Raw genomic sequence first — 17,672 nt, forward strand, 5'->3', positions numbered from 1 at the left:
GCCTCAACCCACGCGGCTGCAGGGCTGGCACGCGGCGGTGATTGTGGGCTCATGCATCACGCCTCCTGCTCGAAGACCATCCGCCATCCCTTGCGCGTATCCATGTATTCCCGCACCTGCCTGATCCGGTCGCCCGACACCGTGAACACGAAGCAATAGTCGTTCTCGTACGGCTTGCCGCCGCCCAGTGTGGCGCGCATCCGCTCCTCCACGATCACGACATCGCCGTCGGCGTAGACGCCGCGGAACGCGATATCGATGTTCGAGAACATCTTGTGCATCTCCTGCGCGATGAAGCGCGCGATCTGGTGCGGTCCGGCCATGTGGTCGGTGTGATCGAGCGCGACGGCGGTGGCATTGCCCTTCGGCGCGATCCATTCGGCGTCTTCGGTGAACAATGCGGCGATGCGCTCGGCATCGCGCGACGAAAATATCTTCCACGCGTTCAGGACGATATCTTTTGGGCTGGACATGATGCGCTCCCTCGCTTTCGTTGAGGGGCGCCTTCTAGGGCGCGATGCGCCTTGCAGCTCGCCACAATCGGACTCGGTCATCCCGCAGCCCTTCCGCCGCTACCGGCATGCGCTATGATCCGGCCATGCTGAGCTTCGATGTCTGCAACGCCGCGCGCCTGCGCCGCGATCCCCGGTATGACGGCCGCTTCTTCACGGCGGTGAAGACCACGGGGATCTATTGCCGCCCGGTCTGTCCGGCCAAGCAGCCGCTGACGCGCAATGTCGCCTATTATCCGACGGCGGCGGCGGCCGAAGCCGCCGGCTTCCGGCCCTGCCTGCGCTGCCGACCCGAGACTGCGCCATTCTGCCCGGCCTGGAACGGCACGCGCTCCACGGTGGCGCGGGCCATGAAACTCATCGATGGCGGCGCGCTCGACGAAGGCTCTGTGGTCGATCTGGCGATGCGGCTCGGCATCTCCTCGCGTCATCTGGCGCGCCTGTTCGAGCGCCACGTCGGCGCGACGCCTCAGCAGCTCGCCGGGACGCTGCGGGTCCAGCGCGCCAAGCGCCTGCTCGATGCCAGCAACCACACCATGACCGATATCGCATTCCAGGCCGGCTTCGGCAGCCTGCGCAGATTCAACGCCGCCTTCGCCGAACTCTACGGCCGCTCACCGTCAAGCCTGCGCGCGCGGAGAGCTTAGCGCGCCGCTGGAAGTCGCTCAGAAAAATCCGGGGCTGAGATCGAGGCCGTAGGTCAGGCTCAGCACGAACACGAACAAAGCGGCGGCGGCGAACAAGGCTGTCTGCTTGAGAATGAACGCACGCGGCGAAGTGGTGGCGGCAACGACTTTCTGCGCAACGGGCATAATGGCCTCCATTATGACTTCAAAATTGGCCGCAACAATGCGGCGGCCGCATCAAGCAACGCGACGTGCAAAGCAACTGTTAAAAGGATCAAGCCCGTTATGAACTGGCATACATCACCGGCACCTTCACGCGAACTTGTTCGCGGCCGGATTCTCAATCAGCGCATCGGTGTCAATTCATCGTGCCGAGACATTTGCACGATGCGCGAGCAGCGTCGATTTCGATCACGTGATGCAGATGGGTCCCGCCTCTCCGCGGAACCCATCTGCCGTTCACGATGTCAGCTTAGTGGGCCACGCCAACGGTCGCGGTCTTCACCTTGCGAGGGCTGAGCACCTTCGCCTGGTGGACCGAGGCCAGCGTGGTCGACGCAGCGGTCTGCTGCTCGACATGCCCGGCGCCGAGGACGCGAACCTGCAAGGGCGAGACCGGAAATCCATTGGTCTCGTAAGTCGGCAGTTCGGCGGCGAAAGCCGCGGTGCTGCCCGCGATCGTCAGGATGGCGGCGGCGATCGACAGAGTCTTCTTGTTCATTGGTAATGCTCCTGAGTGGAAGAGTCGGAGCATATTTAGGCGCGTTTTGCTGCGTTGCGACATGCTTTGTTGCATTGCAACAGCGCGTGCTGTGCATGGCGATATGTTTAATGCGTACAAGGCGTTGGCCGAATCACCGCCGGCCGCGACATGACGGTTTTATGGACGGTGCTCAGCCACCGAGCACATTGCCCCAGCCATCGAAGAGATAGGCCTTCCAGGCCACGGTTCCGTCCTCGCCCGGGCGGCTGGCCTGGCGATAATCGTCGGCCTGGTCAGCGGTCCAGGTGATGATCGTGTCCGTGAGGCGATCGTGCAGGATGGCGGGCTCGGTGGGATCGAAGGCGTCCATGGGACGAAGCGAGGAATGCGTCATGGCCGACCAAACGCGCCAGCCGCAACAAAGTTGCCGCAACGCATCGGCAAGAGTGTTGCCCACCCCACACTCCAGCATTGATGCAGTTGCGCGAGGCGCCCCTATTTCAACGCCGTCGCCAGCGCCTGCAGCTTTGCGACGAGATTGGTGCCGAGCGCATAGATGATCTCGATGATTGCGAGCGCGATGCCGGCTGCGATCAGGCCGTATTCGATCGCGGTGGCGCCGGATTCATCGGCGACGAATTCAGCCCATTTGCATTTCAACTTCACAATCGTGTCCTTCCCAACTCTGCCGGAACGGCCGGCAGGCGAGAAATGCACGATTACAATCCAAGATTGAATGAATTCGATCGCTTCAAGTTACGACAATGAACGCCGCATTTGCTGGCGATTCCGTTGAAAACCGCAGTGGGAACTCGCGTTGCAGCTTGGCAACACCTCCGCGAAAAGCCCGATTTCGCCGAATTACGCCATTGCGTCGCCACACGGTCCCCCGAACAATCGACGCGCTGCGTGCCTTTCCGTGCAAGACTGTTTTTGCATCATGACTGTTCCGACAAAGCGTGTCCGAACAGAACCGTTTGGAGGCAGGGATCATGAACGATCGGCGGTCTCTTCTGGTGGCGGTCGCGTGCCCCTCGGCCGTTCTCGCCGGCTGGCTGGCACTTTCCCTCTCCGCCTATGCCCCTGCCCTCATCGAGAACAGCGGCGCCAATGCCGCTGCCGTGTCGCGCGCGAAAGATCTCAGCCGGCTCGACCTCGCGGACGTGCCGCACGCTGCGACGATCGAGGACGGCATCGCCTTGACCGCCGACATCGCGGCTGCGGTCGCTGCGGCACCAACCCCGACGATCACTGAAGCGGTGCCCGAGCCTCCCGCCATCAAGCTCGCCTCGGCAGATCCCGCGCTGATCCTTCCGACGGAGACGCCGCCCGCGCCGCAGATATCGCCTGAACCAGAACCCGTTGTCAGCGAGGCTGCCCCAGTTGCAGCGCCGGCGCCCGTCAAGCTCGCATCTGCCGATCCCACCGAGATCGTGACGACCGACGCGCTGTCCCCCGCGGCGATCGCGAGCGGCCCCGTCACGCCGGCGAGCAAGGCATCGCCGCCGGCCGACACCGTCGCCGTGCTCGACGAATGCTTCGTCATGGATGCCTGCATCGACCGCTACCTCTGGGCGCTCTATCAGCGCACCGCAAAAGAGGACTCGATCAAGGTCCAGGAGCGCCGCGCCGTCACCATCAAGCGCAAGGGCAAGACGGTCACGGTGATGCGCAGCTTCACCAAGCTGGTCGACCAGGATTTCACCTGGAAGGATCCGAAGGCCGCCGAGCACGCCGGCATGTCGATGATGGACTACGTCATCGGCGGCATGGACAAGAGCTTCAAGCGGAAGCTGTTCCGCACGCTGCTCGCCGCGGAAGCCGCTGGACTCTCGCCCGGCATCACCAGCGCGTTCCGTGACGATTATCGCCAGTCGATCGCGAGCGGTCTGAAGGCCGCCTCCGACCGCTCCTATCACGGCGGCAGCACGCGCGGCGGCTACGGCCATGGCATGGCGGCGGATATTGTCAGCACCCAGGGCAATAACCGCGCGCAGCGCTGGGTCTCGACGGAAATTCTGTGGAAGTGGGTCGACGCCAACGGCAAGGCCTACGGCATCGGCCGGCCCTATCTCGGCCGCGATCCGCCGCATGTCGGCCCGGTCGACGGCGCTGAATACATCTCAAAGCGTGGCACGAGCGAGCGCAAGGAAGTCGCCAGCGCCAAATCGAAGAAGACGAGGACTGTTGCGAGCGCCAAGCCGTCAAAGGCCCAAAAGGCACAAGCCGCGCGTGAGCAGAAGAGCCCGGCCAAGCCGCAGAAATCGGCGCAATCGACCGGCAAGCGCGCGACCTGAGACCATTACGGCGCGCGCCCCGGCGTCGGCAGCGGCACGAGCCGCATCTCGGCCGTGCCGGCGTCCTGCGTGCGCACCAGCACCGCAAAGATGGTCTCGACCGCCAGCCGCACTGCGACCTCCGTCGCCTCGCCCTTGGCCAGATGCGCGGCGATCAGGCCCGTGAGGAGATCACCGGTGCCGTAGGGGCGGATCGGCAGGCGCAGCGTCGCGAAGCGCGACAATAGCCCGTCGGCGCACAGGATAGTCTCCAGCTGTCCTTCGGGCGTATCGGCGAGCGTGCAGCCGGTGGCGACGATTTCGATGCGGCCGATCCCCGCCAGCGCCGCACACGCGACGCGCAGTCCCTCCGCATCCGCGGTTCTGAGGCCTGTGAGCAGCTCGAGCTCGAACTGGTTCGGCGTGGTGAGGTTTGCTGCCGGCAGCAGCCGGTGCCGGACCACGTCCAGGATGCCGTCGGCGACATAAACGCGGCCATCGTCGCCGATCACGGGATCGCAGAGATAGACGAGCTTCGAATTCCGCGCGAGCGCCCGCTCGACGAAATCGGCGATGACGGCGGCGTTGCCCGGCGAGCCGAGATAGCCCGTCACCAGCACGGCCGCTTCGTCAACAAGCCCGCGCTCCTCGACGCCGGTCAGAAGATCGGCAACGAGCTCGGTCTCCAGCACCCGCCCGTGCAGGCTCGGATAGCGCGGATGGTTGGACAGCAGCGTCGTCGGCACCGCCGCAACGTTCACGCCCTCCGCCTGGATGGCATAGGCGGCGGCGCTGTTGCCGACATGGCCGTGGACCACCTGGCTTTGAATGGAGATGACGAGCATGAAAGAGGTCCGTAGGGACAAACGACGGGCGATGCAAGTGTAGCCCGTCTCCGCCCCGCGAGCACGCGGCGCCCGCACTTCAGCGTCGCGCGAGTTCGCCGAGGTAAGCGCAGAACATGTCGGCCAACCCGTCGGCATGGCGCGCGATCTCGGCCTCGCTGCGCGGCGTCTCCGAAAACCGCTTGCCGACCTCGCTCAGCGTCGTCTTGATGAGCTCGCCGGCAAGCGCGCGGGTCGCCTCGGAGGCTTTGGGCAGCGCCTCCCGCATGAACGCCGCGATGATCCCCTCACCGGCGGCCCGCGCGTCCTGCGCCTCGGGCGCGTCGCGATAGAGCGGTGCAGCGTCGCTGAGCGCGCCGCGGATCGCGGCCTCCTCGCACTCGGACAGAATGAAGGCGTGGACCAGCGCGCGCAGCCGCACCGGCGGTGGCTTCGTCCGGTCCGCGAGGATGCCGCGCAAGAGGTCGCTCGTGCGCCGCCACTCATCGCTCTGGAGACGGAACAGGATCGCGGCCTTGTTCGGAAAATATTGATAGAGCGAACCGACGCTCACCCCGGCCCGCTCCGCCACTCGCGCCGTGGTGAAACGCTGCGCGCCCTCCTTCGTCAGGACCTGAACAGCGGCATCGAGAATGGCCGCGACAAGCACGCTGGAGCGGGCCTGTTGCGGCTGTTTTCGTGAAGAAATTGAACGGCTTCGACGCTCGGCCATGGCTCACTCGGGCAATGCGAATAGGAAATGCGACGAATTAGTCGTATTTCACTCGGCACGCAAGCACGCGTTTCTTCGCCAAACCTGGAGACCTCCAATGACCACCCCGACCATCACAACGCTTGCGCCGCTGCTGGACCGCCTGTTCGACGAGGCCGATGCAGCAAACGGCGCAACGCGCGCCGCCGTCGCGGATTTGTCCGACGCAGAGCGGGCGCGCTTGATGCGCAGCAAGACCGACTATCGCGACCTCTACGGACGCCTGAAGGACGCACCGCTCGCGGTCTCCCGCGAGACAGGCCACCTGCTCTACATGCTGGCACGCAGTTCAAGCGCCAGGGTGATCGTTGAGTTCGGCACGTCGTTCGGCATCTCGACGCTGCACCTTGCCGCAGGCCTGCGCGACAATGGCGGCGGCCGTCTCGTCACCAGCGAGTTCGAGCCGTCCAAGGCGGCGCGGGCGCGGGAGAATCTCGTCGCCGGCGGCTTGATCGACCTCGTCGAAATCCGTGAAGGCGACGCGCTGAAGACGCTCAGTACCGATCTGCCTGCTACGATCGACCTCGTGCTGCTCGACGGCGCCAAGGCGCTCTATCCGGAGATCCTTGATCTGCTGGAAGGCCATCTCGGACCGGGTGCGATCATCGTCGCCGACAATGCCGACGACAGCCCGGACTATCTGGCGCGCATGCGCGCGCCCGGCAGCGGCTACATGTCCACGCCCTTCGCCGAAGACGTCGAACTCTCCGTGCGGATCAGCTGACACCAGTCGAAACGCCACGAAATTTTGGAGCCGCCGCGCTATTCACCAGGCGGCGGCTTCATGCTGCGTTCCCTGGTGTCGCAGCCTCGTCACTCACACGTGATACCTCGTTCTGGCCAAAGCCTGGCCCGGCGTGCTAAACATACCTACCGCGCGGTATCTTTCCGTCCGCCCCGCGCCGGAGTTGATCATGACCTCCGCCTTCAATGTCTACGCAGCGCTCGCCCTCGCCATCGTTCTCGAGGTCACGGCGTCCGCCTTCCTGCAGCAATCCGCCCAGTTCACCCGACCGTGGCCGACGCTGGCGTTGGTGCTGTTCTATGTCGCCTCGTTCTATGCGCTGTCGGTGGCGATCCGCGTCATTCCCTTGAGCATCGCCTATGCGATCTGGGGCGGGGTCGGCATCATCCTGACGGCGACCGTCTCCTTCGTGCTGTTCCGCCAGATGCTGGACGCCGCGGCCTTCGTCGGCATAGCGTTGATCGTATCCGGGGTCCTGGTTATCAACCTGTTCTCGCAGGCCAGTGTGCATTGATGGCGGAAAGCCGCTACACCCGCGCCAAGCAGCCGGAGCAGGTCCGGCGCGCCCTGCTCGACTGTGCCGCGGCAATCGCCATGGACCATGGCGTCGCCGGAGTTACCGTGCAGGCGGTGGCAGTCGCGGCCGGCGTCACCAAGGGCGGACTGTTTCACCACTTTGGCAGCAAGCAGGCGCTGATCGAGGGCCTGTTTGCCGACCTGCTCGCGCGCGTCGATGCCGAGATCGACGCCGCGATTGAAGCCGATCCGAAACCGCGCGGCCGCTTCACGCGGGCCTATGTGAATGCCGTGTTCACCGGCCAGGCCTTCGGCTTCGCGACCCCATGGGCGGCGTTGAGCATGGTCGTCGTCACCGATCCGCCGCTGCGCCGGCTCTGGAACGACTGGATCAAGGCGCGCCTGAAGCGTCATCGCACGACCGACGACGCGCCCGATCTGCAAATCGTACGTCTCGCTGCCGACGGCGCATGGCTCTCCTATGTCACGACGGGACAGACGCGGATGAGCGCCGAGCTACGCGCCGTGCACGCACGGCTGCTCGCGCAGACCTATCGGCGCAGATAGCGGCCCCGCACGTCCTACTGGCTCTGCACCGGCTTTGGCGGACGCGATGCGGATCGCGCGGGCTTCTTGGCGGGCTTGGTAGCAGCGCGCGGCGGCGGAGTATCGACTGACTCAAGATACGCCGCGAGCGCCTTGGCCGAGTCCGAGCTGGTCGCGTAATGATCCCTGAGAAACCAGGACAGCGTCAGGCTGAAGCGACCCTTGGCAAGGCCACGCGGACTGCGATGGCAGGTCGCACAGCCCTCAGCGAAGAGCTTTGCGGGCGGCTTGCCGGCGTCGAGATTTTGCGCGGCGGCGGCCGTCACCGTCAGAACAGCGGCGGCTGCAACGGTCAGCACGGGCACGATCCGGTCGCGCCCCGATCGAAACAGCGATCTCAAATGCCGTCCCCTCGCCCGCCCTTCGGTCACGCCGCCGACAGCTGATCGAACTCCGGCGGTGCGTAGGCCTTGCCGTCCTGGTCGGTGATGACGACCCGCCACCCCTCGCTCGCCCACACCTTCGCCTTCGCCACGATGAGCAGCCGGCTCTCTCGGGCGAAACTGTACTTCTCGTTGTCGCGTTCTGCGATCATCTTGTAGGCCAATTCGCATCCCCTTGCGTCGCCCTGCACCCGCCTCCTCGTGGCAGCGGGCTTTGGCGGCAATTCGCCGGGAGCGTGGCAATTTGGTGCCATCCGCAGGCATGGCGCAGATGATCGGCCGGCGACCGGCGTCGAGCCGTGCCCCGCAAGAATGCGATTCCAACCCGTCGCAGGTCTCCCCCTGCGACGACGGAGCCGTCTACAAGTCGTGCTGGGCCATGTCGTGCCGGATCGGCCGCCGGGGGCGGCCCGTCACGGCAGCAACGGAACCGATCGTCCCATGGCCGAGCCCCCGCTAGTGCACGCGGATGATGTGGGGTCGGCCGAGATCAATCAGCCCTTGCACCGCAGAGAGGCGGTCGTCGAGGGCTGCGATGGTGAGCAGCAGGTTGTTGCGGCGCTCGTCGAGCATGCCCATCTCGGCGCCGGTGAGCTTGGCGCTCGTCCGTTCCTTGTGGATTCCTTCGAGGGATTCGCGCAGTCCGGCAATCAAGCCGGTCAGCTGCTTGGCCTCCTTCGTCATCGAACGCTTCGCGACATTCTGGCGGCGCGTCTCCGCCTGGCTCTGTCTCATGTCATCCTCCCGTGCCCCGCTGCCCCGAGTGGATGCTTACAGCTTTGGGTAGACATGTTACGATCGATGAAATCTGCCCGCGAAGATCTGTCTTAAATTGTAAAGGCCTCGACACAGCGAAGAAAAAGCCCGGCACCAGGGCCGGGCTTTTGCTTGGCAATGCTAGTGCTTCTGATGTCCGCCAGCGGGGCCGCCCGCCGGGGCGCCGCCGCCACGCGGGGCGGCATTGATGTGCGGAGCACCGCCCCCGCCGCCGTGCGGCATTGCGGGCGCGGCCGCGCGCGGCGCCGGCATCTGCGCACGGGCATTCATCGGCGAACCATGGCTCACGCTTGGCTGGGCGACATGCGGCGTCGCGGGACGCGCTGAAGGCGCGGCCACACGCGGCGCTTCGTGCGCGCGGGCCATCGGCTGCGAGCGCACCGTAGCGCGGGTCGCGGCGTGCTCGCGCATCATGCGGGCTTGTGCATCACGCGGATTGCGGGTCTGCACATTGGTCCGCTCATGCGCGATGCGCTCACTTCGTCCAACGCGGGCCCGGTCGGGCGTAACCGCAGCGCCGCGCTTGGCGATCGCAGCGTCGCGCTTGGCGATCGCAGCGTCGCGCTGTGTGGTCGCGGCGTCACGCGTTGAGATCGCGGCGGCCCCCTTGCCGCGCACACCGCTGCGTTCGAGTGCGATCGCGGCGTCGCGCGTTGCCGCGCGGCCGATGCGGGCAGCACGCGGATCGATCGTCATCCGCGTCGCGACGCTCTGATGCGAGGTCCAGTAATTATTCCAATAGGCATGGCGTCGATACCAGGGACGTCCCCCATAGTAACTCGACCAATACGAGGTCAGCACGAAGGGAACGACGGGCACATCGATCTCGTCGACATAGTCGGGGAGATAGACGTAGTGATTGCGATAGAGATATTCGAGATATTGCGACGACACCCAGCCGCGATCATCAGAGAAGCTGACGTCGCACCAGGCATTGCCGCGCAGGCAGCCATGGATGTTGACGCGGGCGCCCCCGGGGACGCGATCGACCAGGGGAAAGCCCGAGCCCGGTCCGGCGCGCAGGCCGGTCGAGACGGTAACGATGCCCGGCGCGGCCAATGCGGCTGTCGGGACCAGCAAAAATGCTGCAACTAAAGCGGTTCTGAACTTCATGGCGCATTCCTCCTTTGAGAGGCGGAACGCGCCAGCGGAACAGGCGTTCCGCGCACGAGGGTCTCATCCGTCGAAAGACTGAAACGCACGCCGCGCGCGGTTCAATATTCATCCGCCGTTCATCGACCTGCGCAGACGCAGCTCGACCGTCACTTGATCCGCAACATGAACCCGTCGAAGTAGGACGCGAGCCCGGCATAGTCATCGAGCGGCAGTACGCTTGCGACATACTGGTCGGGCCGCACCACAACCGTGCAGCCCGCCTTCCGATCGATGCCGCGCATCGCAAAGACGTCGTGGCCGCTCTTGAGGTCCGGACAGAACATTTTCTCGTAATCATACAAGCCATAACGGCCCTTGCTTGGGAGCAACATGGGCGGCATTGCCTCGATCGCGAGCTCTCGATGATCCTGCTGAAACACTGCGCGCAGATCGATCACGCTGTCGATGTCGAGATTTCTGGACGTATATCGCCGGATCGGCGATTCCCGGGACTCGGCGAAAAAATTGCACAAGCGACGAATGGCCGAGTCCGAGGCAGCGGGATTCTCAGCGGGCGAGAACGCGTAGATCCGAAAACGACCGTCGGCCTGCGCGGCATGACCCAAATGCATCGGCTTTGCGTCCGCAAGTCGGATCACGGGCGCCGAGTGGAAGCGCTTGCCGATGATGAATCCCTCTGCGAGATGCTGATGCGAGGCTGCACCGGTGAGAATCGATGGCGTGTAATGTGTCGCCGTGCCCGCGGTGTAGCGGCCATGCCTGACAAAATAGTCCTGTGTCCTGGCGGCGTCGCCGCCACCCGCCTTTGCTGACGAAGCCAAAATTCCCGCCCACTCGCGATCGAAATCGATCAGCTCTTTCGCAACCGCCTGACGCTCCGCCGAATAGGAATGCATCAGGCTCGGGGCGCACTGCTTCCGGAGGACGGCGGCAAGCTTCCAGCCCAGATTGAAGGCGTCCTGCATCGAGACGTTCATGCCCTGCCCCGCCTTCGGGCTATGCGTATGGCAGGCATCGCCGGCGATGAAGACGCGCGGCAGGCGCGTTGCGATCTCGGCTTCCGGCACGTCGTCGAACTTGTCGGTGAGACGCTGGCCGATCTCGTAGACCGACCACCAGGCGATCTCCTTCACGTCGAGCGTATGGGGCTTCAGGATCCGCTGCGCTTTCGCGATCACGTCATCGGCGGTGACGTTGCGGCTGGCGACGCGCTCGCCGGCATCGAGCTTGGCGAGCTCGACATAGATGCGGACCATGTAGCCGCCTTCGCGCGGAATGATCAGCAGGCTGCCGTCCTTCGCCGATTGGATCAGCGACTTGAAGCGGATATCCGGAAAATCGGTCACCGCCAGCACGTCCATCACGCCCCAGGCGTGGTTGGCGGAATCGCCGTGCAGCTCGCGCCCGATCGACTTGCGCACGGTGCTGCGCGCGCCATCGCAGCCGACGACATAGCGCGCCTTGATCTGCTCGACCTTGCCCTCGCTTGCGGCATCGACGCGTTCGAGGCGCACGGTCACGGCATGGTCGGCTGGACCTGCAGCCGGATCGACCTCGAGGTCGAGCAGGCGGCGGCTGTAGTGAGGGGCGAGCTTGGCCGGCGATTTCCGCATCACGTCGAGAAAGCCGTCATGGATGCGCGCCTGGTTGAGGATGACATGCGGGAATTCGGACAGGCCGTCCTCGACGTCCTGCACCCGGCCGCTGCGGACGATGGTCTCGGGCTGGCCCTCGTCCGGCTTCCAGAATGTCGTCTCGTTGACCCAATAGGCCTCCTTCAGCACGCGCTCGCTGAAACCGTAGGCGTGAAACATTTCCATGGTGCGGCAGGCGATGCCGTCGGCCTGCCCGACCAGCAAGCGATCCGGCTTCTGCTCGACGATGCAGGTCTTGATCTCAGGGAATTGCGCAAGCTGGGCGGCGAGCGTGAGGCCGGCAGGTCCACAGCCGACGATGAGGACATCGACCTCGCCAGGCACGGCGCCCGCCGCGCCCGGGGCTTGAGCGCGCTGGGCGGGGTCGGCGATGTCAGGGTCGCCCGGCTGAAATCCATTCAGATGGAATTGCATGAGGCTCTCCCGTCAACCCTCTGTTTTGATATTGATCAGTATGCTGACTATCAGTATGCTTGTCAACGATCGTACGCCGTCCTGCCTCCGAGGAGAATTCGGTGAAAGACAACAACGACATGCCCGGGCATCTGGCGCGCCGGTTCCAGCAGATCGCCGTCGCGGTGTTCCTGGCCGAGGTCGAGGATGCCGGCTTCGATCTCACGCCGGTGCAATACGCCGCGCTTGCGACCATCAAGGCCAATCCGGGGCTCGACCAGGTGACGCTTGCGGGGCTGATCGCCTATGACCGCACCACCATCACCGGCGTGATCGACCGCCTCGTGCAGAAGGGACTGGCCGAGCGCCGCGCTTCCAGCCGCGATCGCCGCGCCCGCGAACTCGAGATCACCGACGAAGGCCGGCGCACGCTGCGCAAGATCACCCCGGCCGTGGAATCGGCCCAGCGCATCCTGCTGCGTGGCCTCAGCGCAAAGGAGGGCGAGGATCTGATGCGGCTGCTGCGCAAGGCGATTGCCGCCGGCAACGATCTGAGCCGCGCCCCGCTCCGCGATCTGCAGGCATGATCCGGTATTTCTGTACGTACTTGTCGCAGGCCTGCGAAACCAGGAACTAACCTTCGGCTGTTACGGTCGGCAACATTCTGCGCTTAACGCGCGATTAACTTTGCCGGTCGGGAGATCAGGATGTTCAGGTTCCTCATTGCGGCAGCGGCCGTCGCGCTCTCGACCGGTCATGCGCTCGCAAACGGCCATGGCGGCGGCGATGCCGCTCCTCCGCCCAAGCCCGAAGCGACGACCGCACCGGCGAAGGTGGTCCTGACCAAGCAGGGTCCCAAGCTCGTCGATCTCAAGGGCATGACGCTCTACTATTACGAGCGCGACACCACCGGAAAGACGTCGAACTGCAACGGCAAATGCACCGAGAGCTGGATGCCGTTGCCCGCAACGGCCGACGCCAAGGCCATTGGCGACTTCACCGTGATCAGCCGCAACGACGGCAGCAGGATGTGGGCGTACCGCTATCGCCCGCTCTACACCTCGGCCGCCGACAAGACGCCGGGCGACGTCAACGGCAATGCGACGACGCTGCAATGGCGCGTCGCCCGGCCCGGCGAATAAGCAAAGCCGCCATCAGCGTGCCCGCATGCGCACGATGATCAACTCGTCGGGATTGGGACGCTGTGCGCTCACCCGCGCCAGCGCGCGCCGGTCTCGGCCTGCGCGTTCTGTCCGGGCGGCAGCACCACGACCATCGAATTGAGCTTCACCCGGTCGTAGAGATCGATCACGTCCTCGTTGCGCATCCGGATGCAGCCGGACGAGATCGCCTGCCCGATATATTCGGGCTGGTTGGTGCCATGAATCCGGTAGAGCGTGTCCTTGTTGCCGGAATAGAGATAGATGCCCCGCGCGCCCAAGGGATTGGCGGGACCGCCGGGAACGCGCGCCGGGTACGGCCCGAGCCGCGCCTGGATATCTGCCGTCGGAACCCAGTCCGGCCATTCCGCCAGGCGACCGACCCGCGCGACGCCGGAGAACGCCATGGCTTCCTCGCCGACCGCAACGCCGTAGCGGATCGCCTTGCCCTCTGGCAGCACGTAATAGAGATAGCGTGCGTCGGTATCGACCAGGATGGTACCCGGTTGCTCCTTGCGCTGGTAGTCGACGACGTGACGGAGATATTGTTCGGGCACATTCGCTTGCGCGTAAGGCGTGTGCGCAAGCAACTGCCGGTCGCGCGGCGTCATGCTCGCGTCGGTCGACGGCGAAAGCGTTGCCTGCATGCAGCCGCCCAGCGGCAACAAGGCAACGACGAACAAGGCGATTAAAGATCTTGGCACCGCCGGCCCCCGATAGCGGATAGCAGCGCCCCCAGCATCCCCAGATGCTGCCAAAATCGTGCTGAAAACAAGGCAACGCGGAACACGTGCGCGTGTTCAACAAAAAGGGTTCCATCACCACAAACGGCGGAAGACCGTCGCATCATCTCCATCCCCTCGCCTTGCTTTGGTCAAACCCGGCTGGACTCGTGCGTCATCGTGCGAGGCTCATCCGGTTGGGATGGACTCACCCCAACAGATCGGCTCGCGCCAATGCGGACGACCAGTATTTCAAGCGCCCGGCCTTCAAACACCGGGCTTCAAAGGAGCTGCGATGCTCGCGACGCTGAACCCCAAGCAAATCGTCGATGAGATCGTGAAGGACACGGTCAAGGACAACGATCCGCACGACGCGATTCAGATTTCGCCCGACATTGTGCTGGCCTCGCGCCCCGTCAGCGTTGCGCCCGCGCTGGCGCCTGACATTGCGACGCGTCCGGAGCCGAAATTCGCGCCGGAGCCCAAAGCCTTGCTCGAGCGCAAGATCTCTATTGAGCCCAAGTTCAGTCCCGTCTCGGAGCCGCAGGCGGCGCCCCCGCCCTCTGTCGACACGGCCGTCCGTGTCGCGGCGAGCGATGGTCTCGGTCCGCGGAAGCGATCCGCCGCGGGCAAGTGGCTGCGCGGCGCTTTCGTCACGTTTCTGTTTGCAGGCGGTAGTGCGGCCGCCACCATCGCCTGGGAGAAACACGGCGACACCGCCAAACAGATGTTCGCCGAATGGACACCGGCATTGACGTCGCTGCTGCCATCGACATCGCAGACCGCGCCGGTCGCTGCCGCGCAGGCCGCACCGCCCGTGGAGCAGGCCGCCCCGCCCGCACCGCAAGCGGCAACCGATCAAACGGCCGATCAATCGGCGACACCGCCCGCAGTCCAGGTCGCGGCCGCTACGCCCGCAGCGACGCAGCCCGATGCAGCGCAGTCGGTGCAAGCGATGACGCGCGACCTCACCGCGATGGCGCAGCAGATCGAAACGCTCAAGGCCAACATCGCCGAGTTGAAGGCCGGACAGGAGCAGATGGCGCGCGAGATGGCAAAACCGCCTGCGCCGAAGCCGGTAGCTGAGGTCAAGCCTGTTGATCCGCGCACACGTGCTGCTGCGGTCCCACCGCGAGCTCCGTCACCGCCGCCGGTTCGCAAACCGAAACCGGTCGTGTCACACACCTACATGCCAGCCTATTCGCCCGCGCCGCTCGCAGCTTCGCCGCCGCCTTCGCAGGCTGCCGCGATGCCGCCGCCGGCCGCCGCACCTGTTACCACGACTCAAGCCGTCGCCGATGACGATGGACCGGTCGTGCGTCCGCCGATGCCGTTGCGCTAGACCGAGACCGCGCAAGCAGCACGGCGCGCTGCGACAACGTCGCGTAGGCTGTCCGAGTCGATGTGATGCGTTGAGTCCGGACAATTACGGAAAGCGATTTTTCTCGCTCAAGAGAAAAGGCCGTCGGGATCTATGCCGGCGGCCTTCTCTTGCAGCTGCCGGTTCCCGGAGCCCGGTTCTGCTGCAATTCCATGTCTTATGATCACGCCAACATATTTAATTAAATGTTAAGGCCGTCAGACGTTGCACATCATTTCTGCGCCATAAGCACAGAGATTGCGCGGTCCGTTCATCGGTAGATGTCGACTCAGTGGTACCATCCGACATGTGTTGAGACTTCCACTGAAGCTCATCTCGTCACACCGGGGAATTCGGATGCCGTACTACTCTTTCGATCTTGTGGTTGGTGGAGAGTTCAGGAACCAGGGCGGAATCATCCTCGAAGACATCGAGGTTGCCTCCGATCGCGCCGACCAGCTCGCCACCGAGCTGTCGCAGGTGAAGCCGGAGCTGCAGCAAAAGGGTTGCGCGGTGCGCGTTACCGATCGCGACGACAACGAGCTTTACCGCACGCCGCTCGATCCCGTGCCGGCCTGGCGCCGCTGACTACTCGTCAAGCGCCGGCGGCTCGAACCAGTTCGTCAGCGACAATCCGCCGTCGACGACGAAGGCTGCGCCGGTGACGTAAGCGGAGAGCTTGTTCGACAGGACGGTAAGCGCCATCGGCGCAAGGTCATTGGCCTCGCCGAGACGCCCGAGCGGAATGTGCCGCGCCAGCGCGGGATCCGCGACGAACCCGCCGGCGGCGATCGCGCCGGGCACCAGCGCATTGACGCGGATGTCGTGGCGGCCGAACGTCTTGGCCAACTCCTTCACCAGCATCGCCATCGCCGCCTTCGCCGTCGAATAATGCGGCAGGTTGCGCGGCGTGCCCGCATGCAGCGAGGTGAGAAACAGGAACGAGCCCGGCCGCTTCGCCGCGATCAGCCGCTTTGCGAGTTCGCGCGCCAAGTGAAAGCCGGCATCGAGATTGACGGCATGCATCTGCTGCCAGATCCTGCGATCGACCGCGAGCGCATGATCGGCCTCTCGCCGCGGCGGCGATGCGCTGTGGACGAAATGCGTGATCCCGCCCAACGCAGCGTCTGCGGTAGCAAGCAGCGCGTCGCACGCATCCAATTCGGCGAGATCGCCGACCCAGGGCACCGCCAGTTCTGGCCTCTTGCTCGCGCCGATCGCGGCGCTCACCCGCTCCGCGCTGATGTCGGCAAACACGGTCCGGACGCCCTCGCCAACCAAGGCCTGCGCGATGGCGCGCCCGATGCCGTTGCCCGCGCCGGTGACGAGCGCTGTGTCGCGGGCAGGATCGAATGGCGTGCTGAACAGGCTCATGTCGCTCTCCGAGGCCGGGATGCGGGCCACGATAGCGCACCGCGCCGGGGCGCGACAAATTCGCTCCGGCACCATTGCGGAGCAGCCCGCCGGACGCTAGCCTCCCAAAAAAATGGAGGAGATACCAAGGATGCGCTACGGTTTCCTGATGGCTGGCCTGTTGCTGATCGCCGCTCCGGCCAAGGCCGAGGACCATCTACGCTCGACCTATGTGACCCTGGTCCTGCAGGCCTTTGCCACCAAGGTCGAATGCCCGGGCACGGACGTCGTCTACCAGGATCTCGTACAGAAGGCGGCGCAGATGAAGCTGCCCGACGGCACCACCGAGAAGGTGCGCAAGGCAATTGCCTGGATGCATACCGGCGGCAAGATGGGCGAGAAGCAGGACGACGATCTGATGGCCGAGGTCGCGGTGGCGACCCAGGCGACCGATCTCAACCAGCGCCGCCTCGGCATGCCCAACTGGTGCGAGGCCCAGAAGACCAACCTCGCCGGCCTGATCCGGGCCAAGGGCGGCTAGCAAGCCGGCTGTCGCGGCGTTAAGCACACCGCGACGGAACCTGCGTTTCGGCCAATAATCGTCACATTCCTCGCCAGCATGCGGGCTCCTTCGCACAGGAGAAGCCCCATGCGGATGACGCATCTCATGGTCGCCGGCGTGCTCGCGATGAGCGCAGCGCTGGCCGCCCCGGCACAGGCAAAGAACTCCGACGCCCAAAAGGGCGAGGACAAATCGACCACCTCATCGTCCTCATGCAGCGCCTATCAGCAGGCGCCGGACGGATCGTGGGAGCAGCTCCCCTGCAAGGAGGCGGGCGAGCGCGGCCAGCCGCAGACGCAGCAACGATCCCCGGCACGGGGGCCGGATCGCGAGGAACGCTGAAGCGTTTCCGGTCCGGCGATCAGCTCTGGTGCGGCCCGCGGATGATCTTCATGGCGTCGGCGATGTGACGCCATTCCTTGGCCTCGTCGGCCTCGCCGCGGCCGTCGCAGGCCTGGGCCTGCTCGGCGGCCTTCGCGATCGCAGCAAATCCATGCCGCTCGAGCATCTGCCGCGCGACGGTGTGGACCTGGACCTCGGACATCATGGGCGCTCTCCCGTCATGAGGATACCGCGGCGCCCGGCTCGGCGCTCCGCGTCTCACATAACGA

26 protein-coding genes are annotated in these 17,672 nt (G+C 65.0%); 11 read left to right on the plus strand and 15 right to left on the minus strand.

Annotation, left to right across the window (positions count from 1 at the left end; all coding sequences use genetic code 11):
* Positions 1-56 precede the first annotated feature (56 nt).
* A complete protein-coding gene (locus GDN70_RS22010) occupies positions 57-473 on the minus strand; it encodes a nuclear transport factor 2 family protein (protein WP_152103039.1) in 417 nt (138 codons plus the stop codon).
* Between the two features lie 125 nt (positions 474-598).
* Here GDN70_RS22010 and GDN70_RS22015 point away from each other — a divergent pair, with 125 nt between their 5' ends.
* Complete coding sequence (locus GDN70_RS22015; RefSeq protein ID WP_152103040.1) at positions 599-1,159, plus strand: bifunctional transcriptional activator/DNA repair enzyme AdaA; 561 nt, start codon at positions 599-601, stop codon at positions 1,157-1,159.
* An 18-nt stretch (positions 1,160-1,177) separates the two neighbouring features.
* On the opposite strand, the gene GDN70_RS35110 is transcribed toward GDN70_RS22015, so the two are convergent.
* From GDN70_RS35110 to GDN70_RS22030, 4 genes are all read right to left on the minus strand, one after another.
* Positions 1,178-1,324 (minus strand): hypothetical protein, encoded by a 147-nt coding sequence (locus GDN70_RS35110; RefSeq protein WP_162832230.1) that lies wholly within the window; start codon positions 1,322-1,324, stop codon positions 1,178-1,180.
* Between the two features lie 286 nt (positions 1,325-1,610).
* The gene (locus GDN70_RS22020; protein WP_028144885.1) at positions 1,611-1,859 is read right to left on the minus strand and encodes a hypothetical protein; all 249 of its coding nucleotides are present in this window, start codon (positions 1,857-1,859) and stop codon (positions 1,611-1,613) included.
* Positions 1,860-2,031: 172 nt separating this feature from the next.
* Positions 2,032-2,298 carry a hypothetical protein gene (locus tag GDN70_RS22025; RefSeq protein ID WP_240536257.1) on the minus strand — a complete coding sequence of 89 codons (267 nt, stop codon included), beginning with the start codon at positions 2,296-2,298 and terminating at the stop codon, positions 2,032-2,034.
* A 38-nt stretch (positions 2,299-2,336) separates the two neighbouring features.
* On the minus strand, positions 2,337-2,501 hold the full coding sequence (locus GDN70_RS22030) for a Flp family type IVb pilin (RefSeq protein ID WP_028144887.1): 165 nt from the start codon (positions 2,499-2,501) through the stop codon (positions 2,337-2,339).
* A 332-nt stretch (positions 2,502-2,833) separates the two neighbouring features.
* On the opposite strand from GDN70_RS22030, the gene GDN70_RS22035 reads away from it, so the two are divergent.
* Positions 2,834-4,138 carry a hypothetical protein gene (locus GDN70_RS22035; RefSeq protein WP_152103041.1) on the plus strand — a complete coding sequence of 435 codons (1,305 nt, stop codon included), beginning with the start codon at positions 2,834-2,836 and terminating at the stop codon, positions 4,136-4,138.
* Between the two features lie 5 nt (positions 4,139-4,143).
* Here the strand turns inward: GDN70_RS22035 and pdxY are convergent, their stop codons facing one another.
* Both pdxY and GDN70_RS22045 read right to left on the minus strand, forming a co-directional pair.
* Positions 4,144-4,962 (minus strand): pyridoxal kinase, encoded by an 819-nt coding sequence (pdxY, locus tag GDN70_RS22040; RefSeq protein ID WP_038970165.1) that lies wholly within the window; start codon positions 4,960-4,962, stop codon positions 4,144-4,146.
* A gap of 79 nt (positions 4,963-5,041) precedes the next feature.
* Positions 5,042-5,674 carry a TetR family transcriptional regulator gene (locus tag GDN70_RS22045; RefSeq protein ID WP_038970164.1) on the minus strand — a complete coding sequence of 211 codons (633 nt, stop codon included), beginning with the start codon at positions 5,672-5,674 and terminating at the stop codon, positions 5,042-5,044.
* A 97-nt stretch (positions 5,675-5,771) separates the two neighbouring features.
* Here GDN70_RS22045 and GDN70_RS22050 point away from each other — a divergent pair, with 97 nt between their 5' ends.
* The 3 genes from GDN70_RS22050 to GDN70_RS22060 all read left to right on the plus strand — a co-directional run bounded on the left by GDN70_RS22050 (position 5,772) and on the right by GDN70_RS22060 (position 7,541).
* Positions 5,772-6,437 (plus strand): O-methyltransferase, encoded by a 666-nt coding sequence (locus tag GDN70_RS22050; protein WP_038970163.1) that lies wholly within the window; start codon positions 5,772-5,774, stop codon positions 6,435-6,437.
* A gap of 190 nt (positions 6,438-6,627) precedes the next feature.
* Entirely contained in the window at positions 6,628-6,972 is a 345-nt protein-coding gene (locus GDN70_RS22055) for a multidrug efflux SMR transporter (RefSeq protein WP_152103042.1), read from the plus strand.
* Entirely contained in the window at positions 6,972-7,541 is a 570-nt protein-coding gene (locus tag GDN70_RS22060) for a TetR family transcriptional regulator (protein ID WP_038970161.1), read from the plus strand. The genes GDN70_RS22055 and GDN70_RS22060 overlap by 1 nt, the downstream gene beginning before the upstream one ends.
* 14 nt (positions 7,542-7,555) lie before the next feature.
* Here the strand turns inward: GDN70_RS22060 and GDN70_RS22065 are convergent, their stop codons facing one another.
* From GDN70_RS22065 to GDN70_RS22085, 5 genes are all read right to left on the minus strand, one after another.
* Positions 7,556-7,921, minus strand: coding sequence for a hypothetical protein (locus GDN70_RS22065; RefSeq protein WP_244625808.1), 366 nt, complete (start codon positions 7,919-7,921; stop codon positions 7,556-7,558).
* A gap of 26 nt (positions 7,922-7,947) precedes the next feature.
* Positions 7,948-8,154: a hypothetical protein gene (locus tag GDN70_RS22070; RefSeq protein ID WP_028144895.1), complete on the minus strand. Its 207-nt coding sequence runs from the start codon at positions 8,152-8,154 to the stop codon at positions 7,948-7,950.
* A 265-nt stretch (positions 8,155-8,419) separates the two neighbouring features.
* Complete coding sequence (locus GDN70_RS22075) at positions 8,420-8,698, minus strand: hypothetical protein (RefSeq protein WP_038946607.1); 279 nt, start codon at positions 8,696-8,698, stop codon at positions 8,420-8,422.
* A gap of 162 nt (positions 8,699-8,860) precedes the next feature.
* Positions 8,861-9,853: an SH3 domain-containing protein gene (locus GDN70_RS22080; RefSeq protein ID WP_038970160.1), complete on the minus strand. Its 993-nt coding sequence runs from the start codon at positions 9,851-9,853 to the stop codon at positions 8,861-8,863.
* A gap of 149 nt (positions 9,854-10,002) precedes the next feature.
* Positions 10,003-11,925, minus strand: coding sequence for an FAD-binding monooxygenase (locus tag GDN70_RS22085; RefSeq protein WP_152103043.1), 1,923 nt, complete (start codon positions 11,923-11,925; stop codon positions 10,003-10,005).
* A 101-nt stretch (positions 11,926-12,026) separates the two neighbouring features.
* Between GDN70_RS22085 and GDN70_RS22090 the strand changes: the two genes are divergently transcribed.
* Together GDN70_RS22090 and GDN70_RS22095 are read left to right on the plus strand one after the other, a co-directional pair.
* Complete coding sequence (locus tag GDN70_RS22090) at positions 12,027-12,491, plus strand: MarR family winged helix-turn-helix transcriptional regulator (protein ID WP_028144898.1); 465 nt, start codon at positions 12,027-12,029, stop codon at positions 12,489-12,491.
* A 120-nt stretch (positions 12,492-12,611) separates the two neighbouring features.
* Positions 12,612-13,046, plus strand: coding sequence for a hypothetical protein (locus tag GDN70_RS22095; protein WP_028144899.1), 435 nt, complete (start codon positions 12,612-12,614; stop codon positions 13,044-13,046).
* A 68-nt stretch (positions 13,047-13,114) separates the two neighbouring features.
* Here the strand turns inward: GDN70_RS22095 and GDN70_RS22100 are convergent, their stop codons facing one another.
* Positions 13,115-13,711 carry a L,D-transpeptidase gene (locus tag GDN70_RS22100; protein WP_162832231.1) on the minus strand — a complete coding sequence of 199 codons (597 nt, stop codon included), beginning with the start codon at positions 13,709-13,711 and terminating at the stop codon, positions 13,115-13,117.
* A gap of 370 nt (positions 13,712-14,081) precedes the next feature.
* Here GDN70_RS22100 and GDN70_RS22105 point away from each other — a divergent pair, with 370 nt between their 5' ends.
* The gene (locus GDN70_RS22105; protein WP_152103725.1) at positions 14,082-15,128 is read left to right on the plus strand and encodes a hypothetical protein; all 1,047 of its coding nucleotides are present in this window, start codon (positions 14,082-14,084) and stop codon (positions 15,126-15,128) included.
* 375 nt (positions 15,129-15,503) lie between these two features.
* Positions 15,504-15,734, plus strand: a complete 231-nt coding sequence (locus tag GDN70_RS22110; protein ID WP_018322949.1) for a hypothetical protein — start codon at positions 15,504-15,506, stop codon at positions 15,732-15,734.
* Here the strand turns inward: GDN70_RS22110 and GDN70_RS22115 are convergent, their stop codons facing one another.
* Complete coding sequence (locus GDN70_RS22115) at positions 15,735-16,520, minus strand: SDR family NAD(P)-dependent oxidoreductase (protein WP_028144902.1); 786 nt, start codon at positions 16,518-16,520, stop codon at positions 15,735-15,737.
* A 130-nt stretch (positions 16,521-16,650) separates the two neighbouring features.
* Between GDN70_RS22115 and GDN70_RS22120 the strand changes: the two genes are divergently transcribed.
* Together GDN70_RS22120 and GDN70_RS22125 are read left to right on the plus strand one after the other, a co-directional pair.
* On the plus strand, positions 16,651-17,040 hold the full coding sequence (locus GDN70_RS22120) for a hypothetical protein (RefSeq protein WP_028144903.1): 390 nt from the start codon (positions 16,651-16,653) through the stop codon (positions 17,038-17,040).
* 108 nt (positions 17,041-17,148) lie between these two features.
* Positions 17,149-17,403, plus strand: coding sequence for a hypothetical protein (locus GDN70_RS22125; RefSeq protein ID WP_028144904.1), 255 nt, complete (start codon positions 17,149-17,151; stop codon positions 17,401-17,403).
* Positions 17,404-17,422: 19 nt separating this feature from the next.
* Here the strand turns inward: GDN70_RS22125 and GDN70_RS22130 are convergent, their stop codons facing one another.
* A complete protein-coding gene (locus GDN70_RS22130) occupies positions 17,423-17,608 on the minus strand; it encodes a hypothetical protein (RefSeq protein WP_028144905.1) in 186 nt (61 codons plus the stop codon).
* Positions 17,609-17,672: the final 64 nt, after the last annotated feature.

Source organism: Bradyrhizobium sp. TM102 (assembly GCF_009176685.1).
Classification (GTDB): domain Bacteria; phylum Pseudomonadota; class Alphaproteobacteria; order Rhizobiales; family Xanthobacteraceae; genus Bradyrhizobium; species Bradyrhizobium ottawaense.